Source organism: Kribbella sp. CA-245084, assembly GCF_050942355.1.
Lineage (GTDB): Bacteria > Actinomycetota > Actinomycetes > Propionibacteriales > Kribbellaceae > Kribbella.
Genome location: NZ_CP192053.1, coordinates 4,050,737 through 4,069,916, shown reverse-complemented (window position 1 = coordinate 4,069,916; position 19,180 = coordinate 4,050,737). Strand labels below are relative to the sequence as shown.

Sequence of the window (19,180 nt, the reverse complement as noted above, 5' to 3'; positions counted from 1 at the left end):
CTCATCCACCCCCGACTTCAGCGGTTTTGCGCCGCCGACGCCGCCAGAACACGATCTCGATGGCGAGGACGGCCAGGCCGCAGGCAAGTACGGCGACCGCGCCCCACACGAACCCGCCGAGCACGGCCAAGCAGTCTCCGTCTTCGCGGCACTCGGTTCTCGTGTAGTAGTCCGCTCCGGCAACAATGGCCACGAGCACCACGACGATCGTCCCGGACAGGTACGCCGCCGTACGGACCAGCCATCTGCCCGCTCCAGGCTGGGCGACCCCTGATTCCACCGTCGTTTCGCTCGCCGGCGCGGGCTGCACGCCGTTCGCGATCAGCACGAAGGCAACCAGGCCGGTCGCGAACTCCAGCAGGGCGAGCTCACCCTCGCTCCGGTTGTAAATGAACCGGAATCCGTCGTTCGAGATGCTCTCCCAGATCACGAGGCCGGTCAGGAGAGCCAGGGCGATGCCCAGCCACAGCCGCGCCTTCGGGTCCGGCCAGGCGACCACGACCGACACGAGGGCCGGGACGAACGCGAGCCCGCCGAGCGGCAAGATCCATTGCTCGGCACCGAAGCCGGACGTGTCGTCGAACTGGACGAAGCCGCCGGCGAACAGCAGCCCGAGGGCGACCACGAGCAGCACCAGCGAGACCGTCCGACGACTCATCCCCTCAGGGAAGCACGTCCGGGGATCAGGCAGCGCGAGCCAACGCGACGAGTCGCGAAAGCGCGCGGAGGTACTTCTTGCGATAGCCGCCCTTGAGCATCTCGGGCGAGAAGAGCTGGTCGAGCGGTACGCCGCCGGCCAGGAGCGGGAGGTTGCGGTCGTACATCCGGTCCGCGAGAACCACCAGGCGGAGGGCGACGTTCTCGTCGGTCAGCGGGCGTAGGTCGGTGATCGCGACCGTCCCGATGCCGTCGAGGAGAGCGCCGTACTTGCTCGGGTGCAGCTCCGCGAGGTGGCGGTGGAGGTCGACGAAATGGTCACAGGAGGCGTTGGGGCGCTCCCCGGCTTCCTGCTCGACCTTCTCGTCGGGCCACGGGTCGGGCGCGACAGGGACGCCGCGGTGGCGATAGTCCGGGCCGTCGATCCGGCGTACGTCGAAGTGCGCTGCCAGGGCCTGGATCTCGCGGAGGAAGTCGACCGCCTGGAAGCGACCCTCGCCGAGTTTGTCGGGGAGCGTGTTGGACGTGGCGGCGAACTCGACGCCGGCGTCGACCAGCTGACCGATCAGTCGCGAGATCAGCATCGTGTCGCCGGGGTCGTCGAGCTCGAACTCGTCGATGCAGATCAGGCGGTACGACGAGAGTTCGTCGACCGCTGTGCGTAGACCGAGGGCGCCGACCAGGTTGGTGAGCTCGACAAAGGTGCAGTACATCTTCGGGCCGGCGGACTCGTGCCACAGCGAGGCAAGGAGGTGGGTCTTGCCGACCCCGAATCCGCCGTCCAGGTAGACGCCTTGTTTGTCCGGGGCTGGCGCCTTACGGCGAAGCCTTGCCCAGAGCGAGGCAGTCTGGCGGGGCTGAGCCAGTTTGGCGGCACGGTCTGTCAGTGCGGCCAGGGCCTCGGACTGCGAGGGCTCGTCCGGGTTCGGCGTGTAGGTGGTGAAGCGTGCGTCGGCGAATCTCGGCGGAGGGACGCACTCCGACAACAGGCGGTCGGGGCTCACCTCCGGCCATTGCTCGCTCAGCCGGATCACCATGCGGCCAACCCTAGATCAGGGAAATCTCCGGAAACTCAGCTGTGGCCTTGACCGCTTTCTTACTTTCAGTTAGGAAGTTGGTAGGCGATCGATGAGGAGTCTCCGATGGGCGAACAGCACGTGCGGCGGCGGACAGTTCTCAAAGGGGCGGTGGGTGCGCTCGGCCTCGGGTCCGCCCTTGGATCCACGCTGGCCGCGTGCGGGGGAAGCGACAGTGGCGGGACCACCAGCGGCGGGAAGGCCGTGGTCCGGATGTGGTCGTGGTACAACGACCAGGAGGACCAGTTCCCCAAGCTGATCAGCGCGTTCGAGGCCGCGCACAGCAACATCAAGATCGAGAACCGGATCTTCGGCACCCCGGACCAGTACCTGCCGGCGTTGCAGGCCGCGGTCGCGGGCGGCGACGTACCGGAGATCTTCGCGCCGCACACGCGCGCGCTGACCTACGGCACCGGCGGCATCTCGGCCGACCTGAAGCAGGAGCTCGGCGACGACTTCCTGAAGGACTTCTTCGACTCGGCCAACCAGGAGTACACCCTGGACGGCAAGCAGTACGCGGTCGGCTGGATGGCGCAGACGTTCGGCATCTTCTACAACCCGGACATGCTGAAGAAGGCCGGCGTCGAGGAAGACGGGATCGAGACCTGGGACGACCTGATCGCGGCGTCGCAGAAGATCAAGGCGACCGGCAAGTTCCCCGTCGCGCTGAGCTGCAACCCGACGACGAGTTCGCTCGACTTCTTCCTGCCGCTGATCACGCAGGTCGCCGACGACCCGACGTACTACCTGAAGCTCGACCAGCTCAAGGACGGCGCGACGTACGAGGATCCGAAGGTGATCCAGGCGATCGAGCTGCAGCAGAAGATCGTCAAGGGCGGCGTCTTCCAGCCCGGTACGACGGGCACCAGCGGCGACCAGGCACCGCAGATCTTCTACACCGGCAAGGCCGCGATGCTGTTCAACGGCAGCTGGACGCCGCAGGGCCTGACCAAGGACGCGACGCCCGCGTTCAACAAGCTCTACAAGGTGATGAAGACCCCGGCGATCGCGCCGGGCAAGCGGCACTGGACCGCGAACCAGGCCGGCGCCGGCTGGGCGGTCGCGGCGAACAGCAAGAACAAGGACGCCGCGCTGGAGTTCCTGAAGTTCATGTACTCCGCGGAGCAGTACTCCCCCACGATGAACGACTCGAACTCGATGCCGGCCACCAAGAGCGCCGCGGCCCGAATCGAGCTGCCGATCATGAAGCAGATGACGTCCTGGCTGCTCGACGGCGACGGATGCCCGCACATCCCGTTCGGTCCCGGTTCGGTCGCGGCGGGCGATCCGCTCGCGAAGATCTTCGACGGCAGCGGCGAGCCGGCCGCGGTCGCGAAGGCGATGCAGCAGGCGGTCCAGAACGCCAAGGGCGGCTGATCGGATGGCGACAGCGCTCTCCCGCCAGCGCGTCGTCGAGCGCGCCGGCGCGCGCACGTCGTACCGGTTCGGATCGCCGCTGCGGAAGTCGCAACGGGTCGCTGGCTATCTGTTCGTGCTGCCGACGTTCGCGTTGTTCCTGGCGTTCGTCCTCTGGCCGATCCTCTACACGGCGTACCTGAGCCTGACCTCGTGGGGCGGGTTCGGGTCGCCGCGGTTCGTGCACTTCGACAACTACAGCCGGATGCTGCACGACCCGGTCGCGCGCCGGGCACTGATCGTCACGCTGGTGCTGACCGGCGTGACGACCGCGATCCTGACGTTCCTCGGCCTCGTCACCGCGGTGCTGGTGAACGTGATCTGGTCGAAGGTCGGCGTCGTCGTACGGACCATCCTGTTCATCCCGGGCATCGTGTCGTTCGTCGTGTCCGCAGTGCTCTGGAAGCTGATCTACGACCCGAACATCGGCACGCTCAATCGGTTGCTCGGGGCAATCGGTCTGGACAGCCTGCAGCATCCGTGGCTGGCCGACCACAAGACCGTGCTGCCGGCGATCGTCGTCGTGACTGTCTGGAGCGGGCTCGGCTTCAACATGCTGATCTACTTCGCCGGCCTGCAGAGCATCGACCCGAACCTGTACGAGGCCGCGGAGATGGACGGCGCCAACACTGTGCAGCAGTTCCGCCACATCACGGTGCCGAGCCTGAGGATCGTGACCGGTCTGATCGTCAGCCTCGGTCTGCTCAACGGGTTCAAGGCGTTCGACGTGATCTTCGTGATGACGGGCGGCGGACCCAACCACGCCAGCGAAGTACTCGGCACCTACTTGTACTCATTGGCCTTCGGGTCGACGTCCGGCTCGATCCCGCAGCTCGGGTACGCGAGCGCGTTCAGTGTGGTGACGATGGTGCTCTGCACGCTCGCGGTCATCGCCCAGCTCTGGCTGACGCGGAGGGCGGACCGATGAGGAACAAGTGGATCGGGAAGTCGTTCGCGACGTTCGTCCTGCTGCCGTTCTGCCTGTTGATGGCATTCCCGTTCGTGTGGATGCTGCTGACGTCGCTGCGCGAGCAGAACACGATCTTCAACGGGCCGATCATCCCGCGGAAGTTCACCGGCGTCGCCTACAAGGATGCGTGGACGTCGATCGACTTCCCGCTGCATTTCTGGAACAGCGTCTGGATCACCTCCGTCACCGTGATCGGAGTGCTGATCTTCGCGACGCTCAGCGGTTACGCGTTCGCGAAGCTGGACTTCCCGTTCCGGAACACGCTCTTCGTCCTGCTGCTGACCACGCTGATGATGCCGTCGACGGCGCTGATCATCCCGCTGTACCTCGAGCTCAAATCACTCGGTCTGCTCGATAGCCAGGCCGGGCTGCTCGTGCTGTACATCTCCGGGTCGGCGCCGTTCGCGATGTTCCTGATGCGGGCGTTCTTCCAGACGCTGCCGGACGAGCTGATCGAGGCGGCCCGGGTCGACGGCGGCAGCGAGCTGACCATCTTCCGGCGGGTGATCCTGCCACTGACCCGGCCTGGGATCGCGACCGTGGTGATCTTCCAGTTCCTGTCCACCTGGAACGAGTTCCTGATCGCCAACACGGTGCTGCGCAACACCGACGCACTCCCCTTGCAGCCGGTGCTGTTCACGCTGATGGGCCAGTACTCCACGAACTGGCCGGCCCTCACCGCCGGCCTCACGCTGTCCGTCGTACCGGTCGTGATCGTCTACGTCCGGATGCAGCGGCAGTTCGTCGCCGGGATGATGCTCGGCGCCGTCAAGAACTAAGAGAGGTCATATGCCGATCAAGAACGTCGTCGTCAACTGCACCGATGTCGCCCGCTCGGTGGAGTTCTACACCAGGTTCCTAGAGCTCTCCGTTGTCGGCGAGGCCACGCCCGAGCGCGCCGTGCTGGACGCCGTTACCGCGACGATCGAGCTGCGGGCCGTGGGCAACGGCCGGGAGCAGAGCACGTGGTCGCCGGATGATTTGCAGAAGGGGTTCCGGCACATCGGTTTCAAGGTCGACCTGATCGACCAGCGGGCTGCCGTGCTCAAGGACGCCGGCGTCGAGTTCAAGCTCGATCCGCTCGATGCCGAGGGCAACGTCCGGATCTGCTTCTTCTACGACCCGGACGGCACGCTGCTCGAGATGATCCAGGGCGACCTGCAGTACGCCGAGATCCTCGACGCGGACGGTGTCGCGCGCGAGCGGGCGCTCGGCGTACCGGCGCGGCCGCGGTTCGACCACGTCGCGGTGACGATCGAGGACCGGGAGGCCACCAGCGCGTACTACGACCGGAACTACGGCTTCTCGTTCATCGGCACGATCGAGCAACCGCACGACAAGCGCGGCTTCCACATCGGTTATTTGAAGGGCGGGGACACCGTCCTCGAGGTGTTCACCTACGAGGTGGACAAGAGCGCCCGCGCACCTCAGCTCGACGTCGCCGGGTTCGCGTACGCCGAGCTCGTGGGCGACCCGGCGGACCTTCCGGCCGAGACCGCTCCGGACGGAACGAAGGTCTACGTCGACGGCGACGGGTTCGCATTCGCCGTAGGCTCCGAGGCATGACAGAAAACTGGCTGCGACCCCTCGGTTCCACCGGCCTGACCGTGTCCGCCGTCTGCGCCGGCGGCAGCGGGCTCGGAAGCATGCCCGCCGTGTTCGGATACGACGTGACGCGGCAGGAAGCGATCGATCTGGTACTGCGTGTGTTCGACAGCCCGCTGACCTGGATCGACACGTCGAACGGGTACAGCGACGGCGAGAGCGAACTGCGCATCGGGCTGGCGATTCGTGAGCACGGCGGTCTGCCCGACGGGTTCTTGGTCGCGACGAAGGTCGATGCTCGCGACGGGGACTACTCGGGCGCGCGGGTCCGGGCCAGCGTCGCCGAGAGCAAGGAGCGGCTCGGGCTGGACGAGCTGCCGTTGGTCTATCTGCATGATCCGGAGTTCCACGACTTCGACTCGATGCGGGATGCGGTCGACACGTTGATGCAGCTGCGCGCAGACGGGGAGATTGGGCACGTCGGGCTGGCGGGCGGGGACACTCGCGAGCTCTCTCGCTACCTGGATCTCGGCGGCTTCGAGGTGCTGCTCGTGCACAACCGGTGGAGCCTGGTGGATCACTCGGCTCTCGGAATCTTCGAGCGAGCTCGTTCCGAAGGCATCGCTGTGGTGAACGCAGCCATCTACGGCGGCGGGATCCTCGCGAATCCCGCGGGCGCGACGAAGTACGCGTATCGCGAGGCTGCACCGGCGGTCCTGGACGCGGTGGCTCAGATGGAGAAGGCGTGCCAGGAGTATGGCCTCGACCTCGCGACCGCGGCGCTGCGGCACTCGGTGGACGACCCGGGGATCGCCGGCACGGTCGTCGGGATCACCAAGCCGGCCCGGGTCGACGCGCTCGAGACCGCGCTGGCCGTGGACCTCCCGCACGACTTGCTTAACCGGTTAGGTAGCCTACTCCCGGACAGGCAGTACTGGGTTGAGAAGGAGACGACGTGACGAGCGGATTCACGTGGGGCGCGGCGACTGCGTCGTACCAGGTCGAGGGCGCGGTCTCCACCGACGGACGCGGCCCGAGCATCTGGGACACGTTCGCGCACACCCCGGGCAAGATCGCGGACGGCACCAACGGTGACGTGGCCGACGAGCATTACCACCGGTTCGGCGAGGACATCCGGATGCTGGCGGACCTCGGGCTGAACGCATACCGGTTCTCGATCGCTTGGCCGCGGATCGTGCCGGGTGGGTCGGGTGCATTTAATGCCGCGGGGCTCGATTTCTACCGGCGGTTGGCCGAGGCGTGCCTGGAGAACGGCGTCACGCCGTACGCGACGCTTTATCACTGGGATCTGCCGCAGCCGCTGGAGGACGCCGGCGGTTGGCTGAACCGCGACACGGCCGAGCGCTTCCGCGACTACGCGGTTGTGGCGCATGACGGGCTGTCCGATGTCATCAAGCACTGGATGACGCTGAACGAGCCGTGGTGCTCCGCGTTCCTCGGCTACGGGAACGGTGAGCACGCCCCGGGTCGGACCGAGGGCGCTGACGCGTTGAAGGCCGTGCACCACCTGCTGCTCGGGCACGGGCTGACGCTGGATGCGATCCGCTCCGAGGGTTCGTCGTACGGGATCGCGCTCAACCCGGCGCCGATCCACGCCGCGACCGACTCCCCCGCCGACCGCGACGCCGCACGCCGGGTCGACGGACTGCGGAACCGGATGTTCCTCGAGCCGCTGCTGTCCGGACGGTACCCGGCCGACGTACTCGAAGACACCGGCATGACCTCGTGGTTCGCCTCGCAGGAAGCGGATCTGCCGCTGATCGCGGCACCGCTCGACTTCATCGGCGTCAACTACTACTGCCCGACCACAGTCGCCGCGCCGGACGGGCCGATCTCGTCGCCGGTCGCGTCGACACAGCCCGGGAGCGAGAATGTCGTTGCCGTGGACACCGGTCTCCCCCGCACGCAGATGGGCTGGCCGATCCAGGCGACCGGGTTGCGCGACATCCTGGTCACGATCAACAAGCTCGCGCCCGAGCTGCCGTTGTACGTGACGGAGAACGGCGCGGCGTACCCGGACTCGGTGACCGCCGACGGCGCCGTCGACGACCACGAACGGCTCGACTACATCAAGCAGCACATCGCCGTGTGCGAGGACCTGGTCGCCGAGGGCTTCCCGCTCAAGGGGTACTTCGTCTGGTCGCTGATGGACAACTACGAATGGTCGTGGGGCTACAGCCGCCGCTTCGGCATCGTGTACGTCGACTACGCGACCCAAGCCCGCACCCTCAAGAAGAGCGCCCACTGGCTGAAGGACCACCTGAGCCAGTAGCCCGGATCGCCAGGCCATCACAATCGCGGGGTCCACGCTGCTCGCCGCGGGCGGCCGCGTCGACCCCGCGATTGTGATGGCCTGGGGATCCGGGACCGCTAGCCGCGGGCGTTCTGGTGTGGGGTCAGTTGGGTGTGGAGGACCAGGGAGGCAGCGCCGAGGGCGGCGGCGCTCGGGCCTAGTTTGGAGAGCTCGACCCTGGTGGGGTGCATGGCGCGGACGAACGACAGGCGGTTGAGTTCGGTCGCGGCCACGCGGACATAGATATCGCCGGCCTCGCTGAACCCGGGGCCGGCGAGGATGATCTGGTTGAGGTCGAGCAGGTTGGTGATCGAGAGCAGAGCCTTGGCCAGGTAGAGGGCGGACTCCTCGATCAGCTCGACACATCTTGGGTCCCCAGCCGCGGCCAGGCGGGCGATCTTGGCGAAGTCCGAGCGGGTGGACAGGCGGCGGCCGCGGAGGCCGAGCTTGTCCGCGAGCTGCTCGTCCTGGCCGGCGCGGGCGACCACCGCGGCGGGTGCGGCCAGGCTCTCCAGACAGCCCTGGCCGCCGCACCAGCACTGCGGGCCGTTCACGTCGAGCACCATGTGGCCGATCTCGCCGACGTTGGACGACGAGCCGCGGTACACGTCGCCGTTCGTCACGAGGCCGAGGCCGAATCCGGCGGCCATGTAGACGGTGGCGAAGTCGTTGACCGACGGGATCTTGCCCGCCCAGAACTCGCCGATCGCCGCGCAGGTGGAGTCGTTCTCGACCACGATCGGGTGGTCGATCGCGTCCTTGAGCGTGTCCCGCACGGCGAAGGGCTCCCAGGCGTACTTCTCCGAGTCCGTCCGCAGCAGCCGGGTGCCTCCACGCCCTTGCCGGCCGGCCAGTGCGACCCCGACGCCGACTAGTGTCGACGGCTCGATCTCCGCCTTCACGATCAGATCTTCGAGCTCGGCCGTGATCCGCTGCACGGCCGTCGCCGGCGCGTCCTTCCCGATCCCGCGCGACGACATCTGCTCGATCACGCGCCCGCTCATGTCGGTGACGACGTACGTCGTGCTCGGTGTGTCGACCGCGATGCCGATCGCGTGCCGGGCGCGGGGGTTGAACTGCAGCAGCGTGGCGCGTTTGCCGCCGGTGGGATCGCCGTACCCGGTCTCGATGATGAGGCCGTCGGCGAGTAGTCGCTTGACCACGCGGGAGATCGACGCGCCGGTCAGCCCGGACCGGTCGGCCAGGTCGACGCGGGTGACCGTGCCGCTCGAGCGGATCAGGTCCAGGATCGCGCTGTGGGTCTCCTGCGCGGTCGCACCTCTCAGAATCTTCGCCACGTCACCCTCCCTCGGATCGCACTTTAGTACACAACGTAAGGAAGTGGCAGTGGTTGACCTCAATCATTGTTGAGGTTCTAGCGTTGCCCGTCATGAAGGCGATCAGATTGCATGCGTTCGGTCCGGCCGAGAACCTGCTCTACGAAGAGGTGCCGGACCCGGTTCCCACCGACGGCATGGTGCTCGTCGAGGTGGAGGCCGCCGGGGTCCATCTCGTCGACACGATGATCCGGGCGGGCACGACCGGCGGCAGCCCGATCCCGGTGCCGGAGCTGCCGACGATCCCGGGGCGCGAGGTCGCCGGCCGGGTGAGCGCGGTCGGGCCGGACGTTTCCTCGTCGTGGGTCGGCAAACGGGTCGTGGTCCATCTCGGCATGGTGCCAGGCGGGTACGCCGAACGCGCGGTGGCGAAGGTCGAGTCGCTGTACGAGATTCCCGCTCATGTGGACGCGGCGCAGGCGGTCGCGGCGATCGGGACGGGGCGGACGACAGCCGGCATCCTGCGGCAGGCGCGTCTGACCGCGGACGACGTCGTACTGGTGACTGCCGCTGCGGGTGGGATCGGTAGTTACCTCGTGCAGGCTGCTCGTAACGTTGGGGCGACTGTTGTCGGGTTGGCGGGCGGTGCGGCGAAGGTGGAGCTCGTGCGGTCGCTGGGGGCACAGTACGCGGTGGACTACCGGGATCCCGACTGGCCGGCCCTTTTGGAAGCCGAGATCACGGTGCTACTCGACGGCGTCGGCGGCCCTAACGGCCAGAAGGCATTCGAGTTGCTCGGAGTCGGCGGCCGCGCCTTCATGTTCGGCTGGTCCGGCGGCGGGCCTATCCAGTTCACCCACCAGGACCTGATGTCCCGCGGCCTAACAGTCGGCTGGGCCATAGGCGCCAAGCTAGCCCGCCACCTCCGCGAGCTCGAGTCCGCAGCTCTGGAGGAAACAGCCTCCGGCCGCTGGAAAGCCCTAACAACAACCTTCCCCCTCTCCGAGGCAGCCACAGCCCACCAGGCTCTAGAAGACCGCGCAACCACAGGCAAAGTCATCCTCCTCCCCTAGGCAGCCTCGGCCCGGCGCGCCCACGCACGCAGCACGTCGACCCCTCGGGCACACGCAGTACGCCGGGCACACGCAGTACGCCGGGCACACGCAGTACGCCGGGCACACGCAGTACGCCGGGCACACGCAGTACGCCGGGCACACGCAGTACGCCGGGCACACGCAGTACGCCGGGCACACGCAGTACGCCGGGCACACGCAGTACGCCGGGCACACGCAGTACGCCGGGCACACGCAGTACGCCGGGCACACGCAGTACGCCGGGCACACGCAGTACGCCGGGCACACGCAGTACGCCGGGCACACGCAGTACGCCGGGCACACGCAGTACGCCGGGCACACGCAGTACGCCGGGCACACGCAGTACGCCGGGCACACGCAGTACGCCGGCTGCTCCGGTGCACAGGCGCGGTGCGGCGGTGGACGTCGGAGGGTCCGCGGGTGCACGCGGGCGTGGACGCTGGTGCTGCGCCGGACTCACCCTGCACACGCGGTCGGGCGGGTGGGAGGTATGCCGGCACGCGTTCGGGGCGGGACCGGCGGCTTAGAGCTTGGCGGGCCGGACCGGCGGGGTCAGGGCGTGCGAGGGCGGGACCGGCCGGTCAGGGCGTGCGGGGGTCGTGGGTGGGGCGGGTGTTGGGAGTGGGCGTGCGGTTGGCGGGGAGGCCGTAGGTGAGGGGTGGGAAGGGGCTGGTTACGTTTACTACTCGGCCTTCGGTGGAGGATTGTTTGGCGGCGAGCATTACTTCTAGGGCGTGGTAGGCGTGTTCGGGGCGGGTGATGGTTGGGGTGGCTGATTCGATGGAGTCGACGAGGTGGCGTAGGCCGTCCGTCCAGGGCCACTGGGGGGATCGTTCGCCGAAGAGTTCCCAGGAGCCTCGGGCGTTCGACCACTGCTCGAAGCCGTTGGGTGCCCAGTCGTCGCCGAGGAGTTGGAGTACGCCGGTTGCGCCGTACAGCTCGATCGCGGGTGAGCGGTACTGCTGCATGGTGAAGCCGGTCGCGATCGACGCGAAGCGTGCCTGGCCGAAGTCGAGGATGATGTGGGCGTTGTCGTCGGCGTGGGACGGGACCAGTTCGCCGTTGACCTCGCGCTTGGGTACGGCGGTGCCGACCATCGCGGTGACCCGCCGCACCGGACCGAAGAACCCGCACAGGCTGGTGAGGTTGTAGACGCCGAGGTCGAACAGCGCCCCTCCCCCGGACTCGTAGAACCAGCGCCCCCACCACGGACCGGACCAGCCATACCGGGCGCGGGCCAGGTGGAGGTCGCCGATCTCGCCGGCGCTGACCCGCCGGTGCAGCTCCTGGTACGTCGGCGACAGCACGATGTGCGGCGCGCACACGAGCAGCCCAGGCGCCTCCGCGGCCGTGTCGAGCAGCGCGCGGGCTTCCTCCAGCGAGGTGGACATCGGCTTCTCGACGAGTACGTGCTTGCCGGCTTCGAGCGCCGCGCGGGCGAGCGAGCCGTGCTGGTTCATGCTCGTGAGGACCAGCACGATGTCGAGGTCGTCACGCGCGAGCAGCTGCGAGGGAGCGCCGTACGACGTGTCGATGCCGAACCGCTCCGCGGCCGCCGAGCGCTTGGCCGGATCGGGGTCGTAGCCGGCGGTCAGGCGGACGCGTCCCTCCTGCTCGAGTTTGGTGATCAGGCTCGCGTACGGGCCGGAGAAGACACTGCCGAGTCCGAGTACGCCGATGTTCAGGGTCATGAAAGCCTCACAGTCAAACGGTCGGTAGCCCCGTCGGAGGGCCAGGTGACGAGCCAGCCCTGCTCGCTGCGAGTGGCTGTCGCATCGTCGTCCACAACCACATCCCGGGTGGTTTCGATCAGTGCGCTCCCTGCATCCGAGGAGCGCCGGAGCAGCACGGTCGAGCCGTCGCCGCGGCCGTCGAGTTCTGCAGTCGACCAGCGCAGTACTGCGTCGTCGAGGTGCACGTCCAGCGGCAGGATGCGCCCCTCGCGGGCGTCGAGCTGGAGCTCCAACACAACCTCGCCCACCGTCAGCGTGAACGACTGCGCGACAGGTGCGACGTTGATCAGGTGCACCAAACGCTGACCGTCGGCGTCGGCCGTGCTCGTGACGACCAAGCCAGGCGTGTTGCCCTCAGCAACTATCCGTCGGTGCACGCCCAGCCGCTCCAGCAGGAGCCGCCAGAAGTCGAGGTGACACGGGTAGTCGCAGGCCAGCATGACAGCTCGCCCGCGCCCGGCGACCGTCACGTCCACGGCAACCGGCGCTCCACCCGCAACATCCACCGCGAGCGCCTCACCGTTGCCGGACAGGTGTTCCAGCATGCCCACCCGTACCTCGGGCTGGTCGCCGGCCCAGCTGGTCGCGCGTACCGACGGGAAGTAGTGCGGCGTGCCCTCGACCGTGTCGTCGACCTTCACCCCGAGCTCATCCGCGAGCACCGTGCACGGCGTACCGTCGTCGTCTGCGACCGGCACGCGGCCGTGCAACAGCAACCGGCCACCGGCCCGGACAAATGCAGCCAACCGCTCTTGGATCGCCCGGCCGAGCGCCGGCGGTGTCGCGAGCGCGACCACCGGACCGGCCGGATCCAACGAGGCACCGGCCGAGGTCGCCGCCCCGGACAAGTCGACCGCCCGGAACGAGTACCCGCCGAGCAGCAGCGCACGAGCGAGGATGTCCCGCGGCCCCATCCCCCGGTATCGCTCCAGCTCGCCGACCTGGTCCCGCCGTACCGCCGCAGACGGATGGCAGTACTCCGTCAGGTAATGGTCCGGCACGTAGCCGAGAACGATGTCGTCGTACTCCTCGTCCATCCCCGCGAGCAGATGCTCGACACCCCTCACGGCGCGCACAGCCGAAGCAGTCCCGGCGTACGTCGTACTCAACCGCCCTTCAGGATCGACCGGCGCCGCGAACCCGTGCCGCTCGCCGGTGAACGCGATCCGATCGTTGCCATCACCAACGGGTACGTCCAGCGGAGGATTGTGGCCACCGGCAAACAAGTAGTAGTTGACCAACCGATTGCCCTGAGCAACGCAAAGCCGGGTCTTCAGCTCCGCTGTCTCCGGACTGGTCAGCGAACTCAGATCCTCGCCGTAATCCCCCGTCCCAGCCTCGAACTCCAACGACGTGATCGGCTGGTCCGCATCGTGTACGGCGGCCATGAACGCATTCATCACATACAGATCCGGCACCTTCTCGACTGTGAGCTCGCCGATGTAGTGGTCGGAGCCCGAGGTCATCTGGGGCACCCCGGCGTACGACTTGGACAGCTGACTGATGCCGATCGGGAAGTGCCGCCCGCGCCCGGCGTACGTCCCGTGCAGGTTGACCAGGAACGGTACGTCGTCAACGCCGTGTGCGACAGCAACGTCCCGCAACCGCAGCAGATACCGCGCATAGCGGTCGCGGTGATGCGCCCCAAGATCATGATGCAGCGCCAACTGCTGCGCCGCCGTGCGATCGATCGTCCCGCCGGCCCGCCACTGCGCAGCCCAGCCAGCTGGATCGTCGGGGTCAGCGCCGTACCGCGAGACGCTGCCCTCGCGGCCCCACGTCTGGAAAGCCCACACCGCTAAGTCGGCCAGTGTCCGGTCGGTCAACTCCGGCGTGTTCGTGACCCACGAGAGCATCCCGACCTCGTTGTCGAGCTGCACCGCGGCCACCGGTCCACCCTTGGAAACAAGGCGTTCCGCCAGCACGGGCATGATCGCGGCGTACCACCGCTCGGCATCCGAGAGGTACCCGGGCGACAGGTAGTCCAGCGTCGCAGTCTCAGCCGGCTTGCCGTCCCACCCCCGCGGCACGGCGTCCGGATGCTCGCGATAGATCCGGAACGGCAGCCCTTCGTTCTTCAACTCGGCCATCACGAACGGACCCGGCCGAGCGATCACCAGCAGATCCCGCTCCGCAGCCAACTCCAAGAAGCCGATCAGGTCTCGATATTCGCTGGTCGAGCCGGTCAGGTCGAAGCCGTCGGCCGTCTCGTGCACGATCCACGGCATGTAGCTGGCCACCGCATCACACCCGGCCGCAAGAAGCTTGTCGAGGCGATCCGCCCAGTCCACCCGACGCAGCCTGAAGTAGTGCACTTCGCCGGCCATCAGGATCCTCGGTACGCCGTCCACCAGGAGCCGGCGCCGTTCCAGCCGTATCGATCGGGGGTTCCTCACAAGCACGTCCTCACCAACTCGAGCGCGGGTCGGGCGCCGCGCCGCGAGCTGTTGCCTCTGCGGCACGGTCGTGGTTATGGTCGTGAAACCGGTCTCATGAAACCGGTTTCAACCGTAACGGGAGTTCAGCCGATGGGCAACAGCCGCGTCACCCTCCGCCGGGTCGCCGAGATGGCCGGCGTCTCTCCTGCGACCGTGTCGCGGGTGTCGCGGGGCACGGTGCCGGTCTCCCCCGAGCTCCGCGAGCGCGTGCTGCGGGTGATCGAGGAGCACGGGTACAAGCCCAGCCACTTCGGCCGAGCACTCGCCGAGCGTCGCCACGGCGCGCTAGGCCTTGTGTTTCCAGGACTTTCCGGCCCGTACTTCTCCGAGCTGATCCAGGGCTTCGAAGCCGAGGCACTCGAGACCGGCGACAGCGTGCTCGTGCTCGCGTCGCACTCGCGCGCAGACACCGACGCGACCGTCCTCGACCTGGCCGACCGCGTCGACGGCATGGCGATCCACGGCGGCACAGTCTCGGCAGAAACGATCGCGAAGGTCGCGGCGCAGATCCGCGTGGTGGTGATGGCCAGCGAGGCAGGCGCCGCTCAAGCCTCGGTCAGTGTTGCCAACGACAACATGAAGGCTCTCACCCGGCACCTCCTCATCGACCACGGTTACCGCCGCCTCGCCTTCGTCGGTATGCCGGACGGCTCGCCCGACGTGACCGCCCGCTGGCAGGCGTTCCTCGCGGCGCACAAGTCGGCCCGGCGTAAACCGCCGGCCGAGCCGATCCGCGTCGGCCTGCAGCAGTCCGACGGCGCGATCGCCGCGGAACAGTTGCTCGATGCAACAGATCGGCCGGATGCCGTGGTCTGCGCGAACGACGAGACCGCACTCGGTCTGCTGCTGAGTGCGCTCGGCAGGGGGTTGCGCGTGCCGGAGGACATCGCGATCACCGGCTTCGACGACATGCCGATGGCGTCCCTCGCGCGGCCTGCGCTGACGACGGTGAGGCAACCGATCCGCGAACTGGCAGCGACCGCCGCGCGGTTGCTGACAGAAGAGCTCGACCAGCCCGCCGGCGACCTGATCCTGCCGACCGAGCTGGTACTGCGCCGCTCCTGCGGCTGCGGGGGTGTGAGCTGATTCTGGGGAACTGAAGCGACACCGAGGGGATACGGGGATCGAGGGGGAAACCGCCACCAACCCTATGGAGGACTCCCGGATGACCAGGCAACCATGGCGTACGACGTTCGTTGCGATAGCGGCAAGCGCGGCATTGGTACTCACCGGATGCACCGGCACCGAAGGAACCCAGAAGTCCACCGCCGATACCGGGATGATCGACTTCCTGAACTACGGCGACTTCGGCGGCGGCACCACACCGAAGGCCAACTACAACCCGTACCTCGACGCGACCAAGCTCGCCGCGTCGGACTACATCTACGAAAGCCTGATGTACGTCGAGACGTACAGCTGCAAGGCGATCCCCTGGCTCGCGACGGCGTACCAGTGGTCCGACCCGAAGACGCTGGTCTACACGATCCGCAACGGGGTCAAGTGGAACGACGGGCAGCCGTTCACGGCCAAGGACGTCGAGTTCACGTTCAACATGCTGAAGAAGTTCGACGTCCTCGACACGCAAGGGGTGTGGACGTTCCTGTCGTCGGTCAAGGCTGACGGCGACGACAAGGTGACGTTCTCGTTCAAGCAGCCCGGCGCCTCGGCGTTCACGCAGGTCAGCGGCGTGAAGATCGTGCCGGAGCACGTCTGGTCGAAGGTCGCCGACCCGACGACGTTCGTGAACGCGACCGCGCCGGTAGGCACCGGTCCGATGAAGTTGAAGTCGTTCAACCCGCGTCAACTCGTCGTCGAGCGCAACCCGGACTACTGGCAGGCCGACAAGATCAAGGTCAACGAGCTCCGGTTCAACAAGGCCGACGCCGGCGGGCAGGTCGAGCAGCTCAAGCTGAGCCGCGGCGAGTACGACACCAACGCGATGTTCGTGCAGGACATCAAGAAGGCGTACGTCGACCGCGACCCGAAGCACCACCACTACTGGTACGCGCCTGGTGGCGTCATCAGTGTGTACATGAACCTGACCAAGGCGCCGTTCAACGACGTCGGCTTCCGCAAGGCACTGACGACGGCCTTCGACGACAAGCAGGTCATCGACAAGGCCCAGCTCGGGTACGTGACGCAGGCCAGCCAGAGCGGACTCGTCGTACCAGGTCAGAAGGACTGGCTGCCGCAGGGTCTCGCGGACGACGGCCGGATCGGGTACGACGCTGCCGCGGCCGACAAGGCGCTGACCGACGCGGGCTACACCAAGGACAGCAAAGGCCGTCGGCTGGGCAAGGACGGCAAGCCGATCGCGTTCAGCTTCAAGGTTCCCGGCTCGTACGTCGACTGGGTCGCCGCCGCGGACATCCTGATCAAGAACCTCGAGGCGCTCGGTATCGACGTACGCAAGGACACGCCGACGCCGGACGCGAACAACCAGGACCGTGCCACGGGCAACTACGACATGACGTTCGGCGTCTTCGGCGGCGGGTGCAACATGTACGCGAACTTCGCCGACCCGCTCAACAGCGCGCGGACCGCGCCGGTCGGCAAGAAGGCGGCCAGCAACGAGATCCGCTGGCAGGACCCGAAGACCGACGAGCTGCTGCACACGCTGCAGGTCTCGCCGGACGAGAAGGCCCAGAAGGAGGCCGTCGCCGGGCTCGTCGACATCATGATGAACCAGGTGCCGACGATCCCGATCTGGTACGGCGCCAAGTGGTTCCAGTACGACACGACCAAGGCCGAGGGCTGGCCGAGCGCCGACGATCCGTACGCCGACGGCGGTAACGGACAGGTCGTGCTGACGCACCTGGTCCCGGCCGGGAGCTGAGGCGATGCTGTACTTCCTCCGGCGGACCGGCTTCTTCGTGGCCACATTGTGGGCCGCGGTGACGCTGAACTTCCTGATCCCCCGGCTCCAGCCGGGGGATCCCGCCCAGGCGCTGCTGTCGCGGCTCCAGGGCAACACGCAGGCGGTCAATCCGGTGCAGCTGGCCGCGATCCGCAAGATGCTCGGCACCCAGGACGGGAACCTGCTGTCGCAGTACTGGGACTATCTGGGTGCCGTCGTCCACGGGCAGTTCGGCGTCTCGTACTCGTACTACCCGTACTCCGTGACCGCGATGATCGCGACCGCCTTGCCGTGGACGTTGATCCTGGTCGGCGTCACGCAGATCGCGTCGTTCGTGATCGGCACGCTGCTCGGCGCGTGGGCGGCGTACCGGCGTAACTCGCGGGTCGACTCGGTGATCACGCTCGGCTCGACGTTCGTCGGCACGCTGCCGTTCTTCTGGATCGCGCTGGTGCTGATCTTCGTGTTCGCGATCACGCTGAACTGGTTCCCCGACGGCGGGGGGTACGGCGGCGGCAGCAGTCCGAGCTGGACGTGGCTGTTCTTCTCGGACGCGTTCCAGCACAGCGTGCTGCCGGCGTTGGCATTGTTGATCACCGGGCCGGTCGGCTGGATCATCGGTATGCGCAACAACATGGTGCAAACGCTCGGCGAGGACTACGCGCGCCTGGCTCGGGCGAAGGGATTGCCACGGCGGCGGATCGCGCTGACGTACGGCGCGCGGATCGCCATCCTGCCGAACGTCACCGGGTTCGCGATCGCGCTCGGCGGGCTGCTGGGCGGGACCGTGCTGGTGGAGACGATCTTCAACTATCCCGGGCTCGGTCGACTGCTGCTGGAAGCCGTGTCGAACAAGGACTATCCGCTGATGCAGGCGCTGTTCCTGTTCACGACGATCGGCGTACTGATCGCGAACTTCCTCGCCGATGTGACGTACGGCTTCCTGGATCCGCGCGTACGACGGGCGGAGGCGCCATGACGATCCTGTGGCGGAACAGCAAGTGTCGCACCGGGATGATCATGCTGGCCGCGTTCATCCTGATCGCGGTGTTCGCTCCGGTGATCGCGCCGTACGGTCCGCGGGTCTCCGACTTCGCGGCCTCCGCGGGTCCGTCCGGCGCGCATTGGCTGGGTACGACGGCACGTGGCGAGGACGTGTTCTCGCAGCTCGTGTACGGCGCTCGTACGTCCCTCATCGTCGGGCTGGTGGCCGGCGTACTGAGCACGTTGATCGCGATGGCCGTCGGTCTGACCGCCGGGTACCTGCGGGGCGCGGTGGATGAGGTGCTGTCGTTCTTCATCAACCTCGGCCTCGTCGTGCCGGTGCTGCCGTTGATGGTCGTGCTGGCCGGATACGCGCCGGTCAAGGGCCTCGGCCTGATCATCGTCGTGATCACCGTGACGGGATGGGCGTACGGCGCCCGGATCAAACGCGCGCAGATCATCACCCTGCGGACGAGGGACTACATCACCGCAGCCAAGTTCGCCGGTGACAGCACCACGCGGATCATCGCCTTCGAGATCGTGCCGAACATGATCTCGCTGATCGTGGTCGGCTTCATGGGCGCGGCGCTCGGTGCGATCGGCGCGGAGGCGGGCCTGGCGTTCCTCGGGCTCGGCGATCCGCAGACGGTCAGCTGGGGAACGATGCTCAACCAGGCCAGCCTCGGCGGCGCGCTGACCACCGGGCAGTGGGCGTGGCTGGTCGCGCCCGGTCTGGTGCTGGCGCTGCTGATCACGTCGTTCACGCTGATGAACTTCGGGATCGATGCCTTGAGCAACCCACATCTGAGGGAGGACTGA

The 19,180-nt window shown here is 67.4% G+C and carries 17 protein-coding genes; 11 read left to right on the top strand and 6 right to left on the bottom strand.

What is annotated here, in order from left to right; translation table 11 throughout:
- Position 1: 1 nt before the first annotated feature.
- Together ACQPYH_RS19520 and zapE are read right to left on the bottom strand one after the other, a co-directional pair.
- Positions 2-658, bottom strand: coding sequence for a hypothetical protein (locus ACQPYH_RS19520; protein WP_432893220.1), 657 nt, complete (start codon positions 656-658; stop codon positions 2-4).
- Positions 659-683: 25 nt separating this feature from the next.
- Positions 684-1,694, bottom strand: a complete 1,011-nt coding sequence (gene zapE, locus ACQPYH_RS19515; protein WP_432893218.1) for a cell division protein ZapE — start codon at positions 1,692-1,694, stop codon at positions 684-686.
- 105 nt (positions 1,695-1,799) lie between these two features.
- On the opposite strand from zapE, the gene ACQPYH_RS19510 reads away from it, so the two are divergent.
- The 6 genes from ACQPYH_RS19510 to ACQPYH_RS19485 are packed head-to-tail and all read left to right on the top strand — an operon-like array spanning position 1,800 to position 7,957.
- The gene (locus ACQPYH_RS19510; RefSeq protein ID WP_432893216.1) at positions 1,800-3,110 is read left to right on the top strand and encodes an ABC transporter substrate-binding protein; all 1,311 of its coding nucleotides are present in this window, start codon (positions 1,800-1,802) and stop codon (positions 3,108-3,110) included.
- Positions 3,111-3,114: 4 nt separating this feature from the next.
- Positions 3,115-4,077, top strand: coding sequence for a carbohydrate ABC transporter permease (locus ACQPYH_RS19505; protein ID WP_432893214.1), 963 nt, complete (start codon positions 3,115-3,117; stop codon positions 4,075-4,077).
- The gene (locus ACQPYH_RS19500) at positions 4,074-4,898 is read left to right on the top strand and encodes a carbohydrate ABC transporter permease (RefSeq protein WP_130438529.1); all 825 of its coding nucleotides are present in this window, start codon (positions 4,074-4,076) and stop codon (positions 4,896-4,898) included. The genes ACQPYH_RS19505 and ACQPYH_RS19500 overlap by 4 nt, the downstream gene beginning before the upstream one ends.
- A 10-nt stretch (positions 4,899-4,908) precedes the next feature.
- The gene (locus ACQPYH_RS19495) at positions 4,909-5,685 is read left to right on the top strand and encodes a VOC family protein (protein WP_432893212.1); all 777 of its coding nucleotides are present in this window, start codon (positions 4,909-4,911) and stop codon (positions 5,683-5,685) included.
- Positions 5,682-6,623 carry an aldo/keto reductase gene (locus ACQPYH_RS19490; protein WP_432893210.1) on the top strand — a complete coding sequence of 314 codons (942 nt, stop codon included), beginning with the start codon at positions 5,682-5,684 and terminating at the stop codon, positions 6,621-6,623. Before ACQPYH_RS19495 ends, ACQPYH_RS19490 begins: the two co-directional genes overlap by 4 nt.
- Positions 6,620-7,957: a GH1 family beta-glucosidase gene (locus ACQPYH_RS19485; protein WP_432893208.1), complete on the top strand. Its 1,338-nt coding sequence runs from the start codon at positions 6,620-6,622 to the stop codon at positions 7,955-7,957. Before ACQPYH_RS19490 ends, ACQPYH_RS19485 begins: the two co-directional genes overlap by 4 nt.
- 98 nt (positions 7,958-8,055) lie before the next feature.
- Here ACQPYH_RS19485 and ACQPYH_RS19480 read toward each other — a convergent pair whose 3' ends face one another.
- A complete protein-coding gene (locus tag ACQPYH_RS19480) occupies positions 8,056-9,276 on the bottom strand; it encodes an ROK family protein (RefSeq protein ID WP_432893206.1) in 1,221 nt (406 codons plus the stop codon).
- Positions 9,277-9,368: 92 nt separating this feature from the next.
- On the opposite strand from ACQPYH_RS19480, the gene ACQPYH_RS19475 reads away from it, so the two are divergent.
- Positions 9,369-10,328, top strand: a complete 960-nt coding sequence (locus ACQPYH_RS19475; RefSeq protein ID WP_432893204.1) for a zinc-binding dehydrogenase — start codon at positions 9,369-9,371, stop codon at positions 10,326-10,328.
- On the opposite strand, the gene ACQPYH_RS19470 is transcribed toward ACQPYH_RS19475, so the two are convergent.
- The 3 genes from ACQPYH_RS19470 to ACQPYH_RS19460 all read right to left on the bottom strand — a co-directional run bounded on the left by ACQPYH_RS19470 (position 10,312) and on the right by ACQPYH_RS19460 (position 14,478).
- Positions 10,312-10,809: a hypothetical protein gene (locus ACQPYH_RS19470; RefSeq protein ID WP_432893202.1), complete on the bottom strand. Its 498-nt coding sequence runs from the start codon at positions 10,807-10,809 to the stop codon at positions 10,312-10,314. The genes ACQPYH_RS19475 and ACQPYH_RS19470 overlap by 17 nt on opposite strands.
- A 121-nt stretch (positions 10,810-10,930) precedes the next feature.
- Positions 10,931-12,040 (bottom strand): Gfo/Idh/MocA family protein, encoded by a 1,110-nt coding sequence (locus ACQPYH_RS19465; RefSeq protein WP_432893200.1) that lies wholly within the window; start codon positions 12,038-12,040, stop codon positions 10,931-10,933.
- Complete coding sequence (locus ACQPYH_RS19460) at positions 12,037-14,478, bottom strand: beta-galactosidase (RefSeq protein WP_432893198.1); 2,442 nt, start codon at positions 14,476-14,478, stop codon at positions 12,037-12,039. The genes ACQPYH_RS19465 and ACQPYH_RS19460 overlap by 4 nt, the downstream gene beginning before the upstream one ends.
- Before the next feature lie 132 nt (positions 14,479-14,610).
- Between ACQPYH_RS19460 and ACQPYH_RS19455 the strand changes: the two genes are divergently transcribed.
- The 4 genes from ACQPYH_RS19455 to ACQPYH_RS19440 all read left to right on the top strand — a co-directional run bounded on the left by ACQPYH_RS19455 (position 14,611) and on the right by ACQPYH_RS19440 (position 19,180).
- Positions 14,611-15,606: a LacI family DNA-binding transcriptional regulator gene (locus tag ACQPYH_RS19455; RefSeq protein WP_432893197.1), complete on the top strand. Its 996-nt coding sequence runs from the start codon at positions 14,611-14,613 to the stop codon at positions 15,604-15,606.
- A 79-nt stretch (positions 15,607-15,685) separates the two neighbouring features.
- Positions 15,686-17,356, top strand: coding sequence for an ABC transporter substrate-binding protein (locus ACQPYH_RS19450; protein ID WP_432893195.1), 1,671 nt, complete (start codon positions 15,686-15,688; stop codon positions 17,354-17,356).
- A 4-nt stretch (positions 17,357-17,360) separates the two neighbouring features.
- Positions 17,361-18,356 (top strand): ABC transporter permease, encoded by a 996-nt coding sequence (locus ACQPYH_RS19445; RefSeq protein ID WP_432893193.1) that lies wholly within the window; start codon positions 17,361-17,363, stop codon positions 18,354-18,356.
- A complete protein-coding gene (locus ACQPYH_RS19440; RefSeq protein ID WP_432893191.1) occupies positions 18,353-19,180 on the top strand; it encodes an ABC transporter permease in 828 nt (275 codons plus the stop codon). The genes ACQPYH_RS19445 and ACQPYH_RS19440 overlap by 4 nt, the downstream gene beginning before the upstream one ends.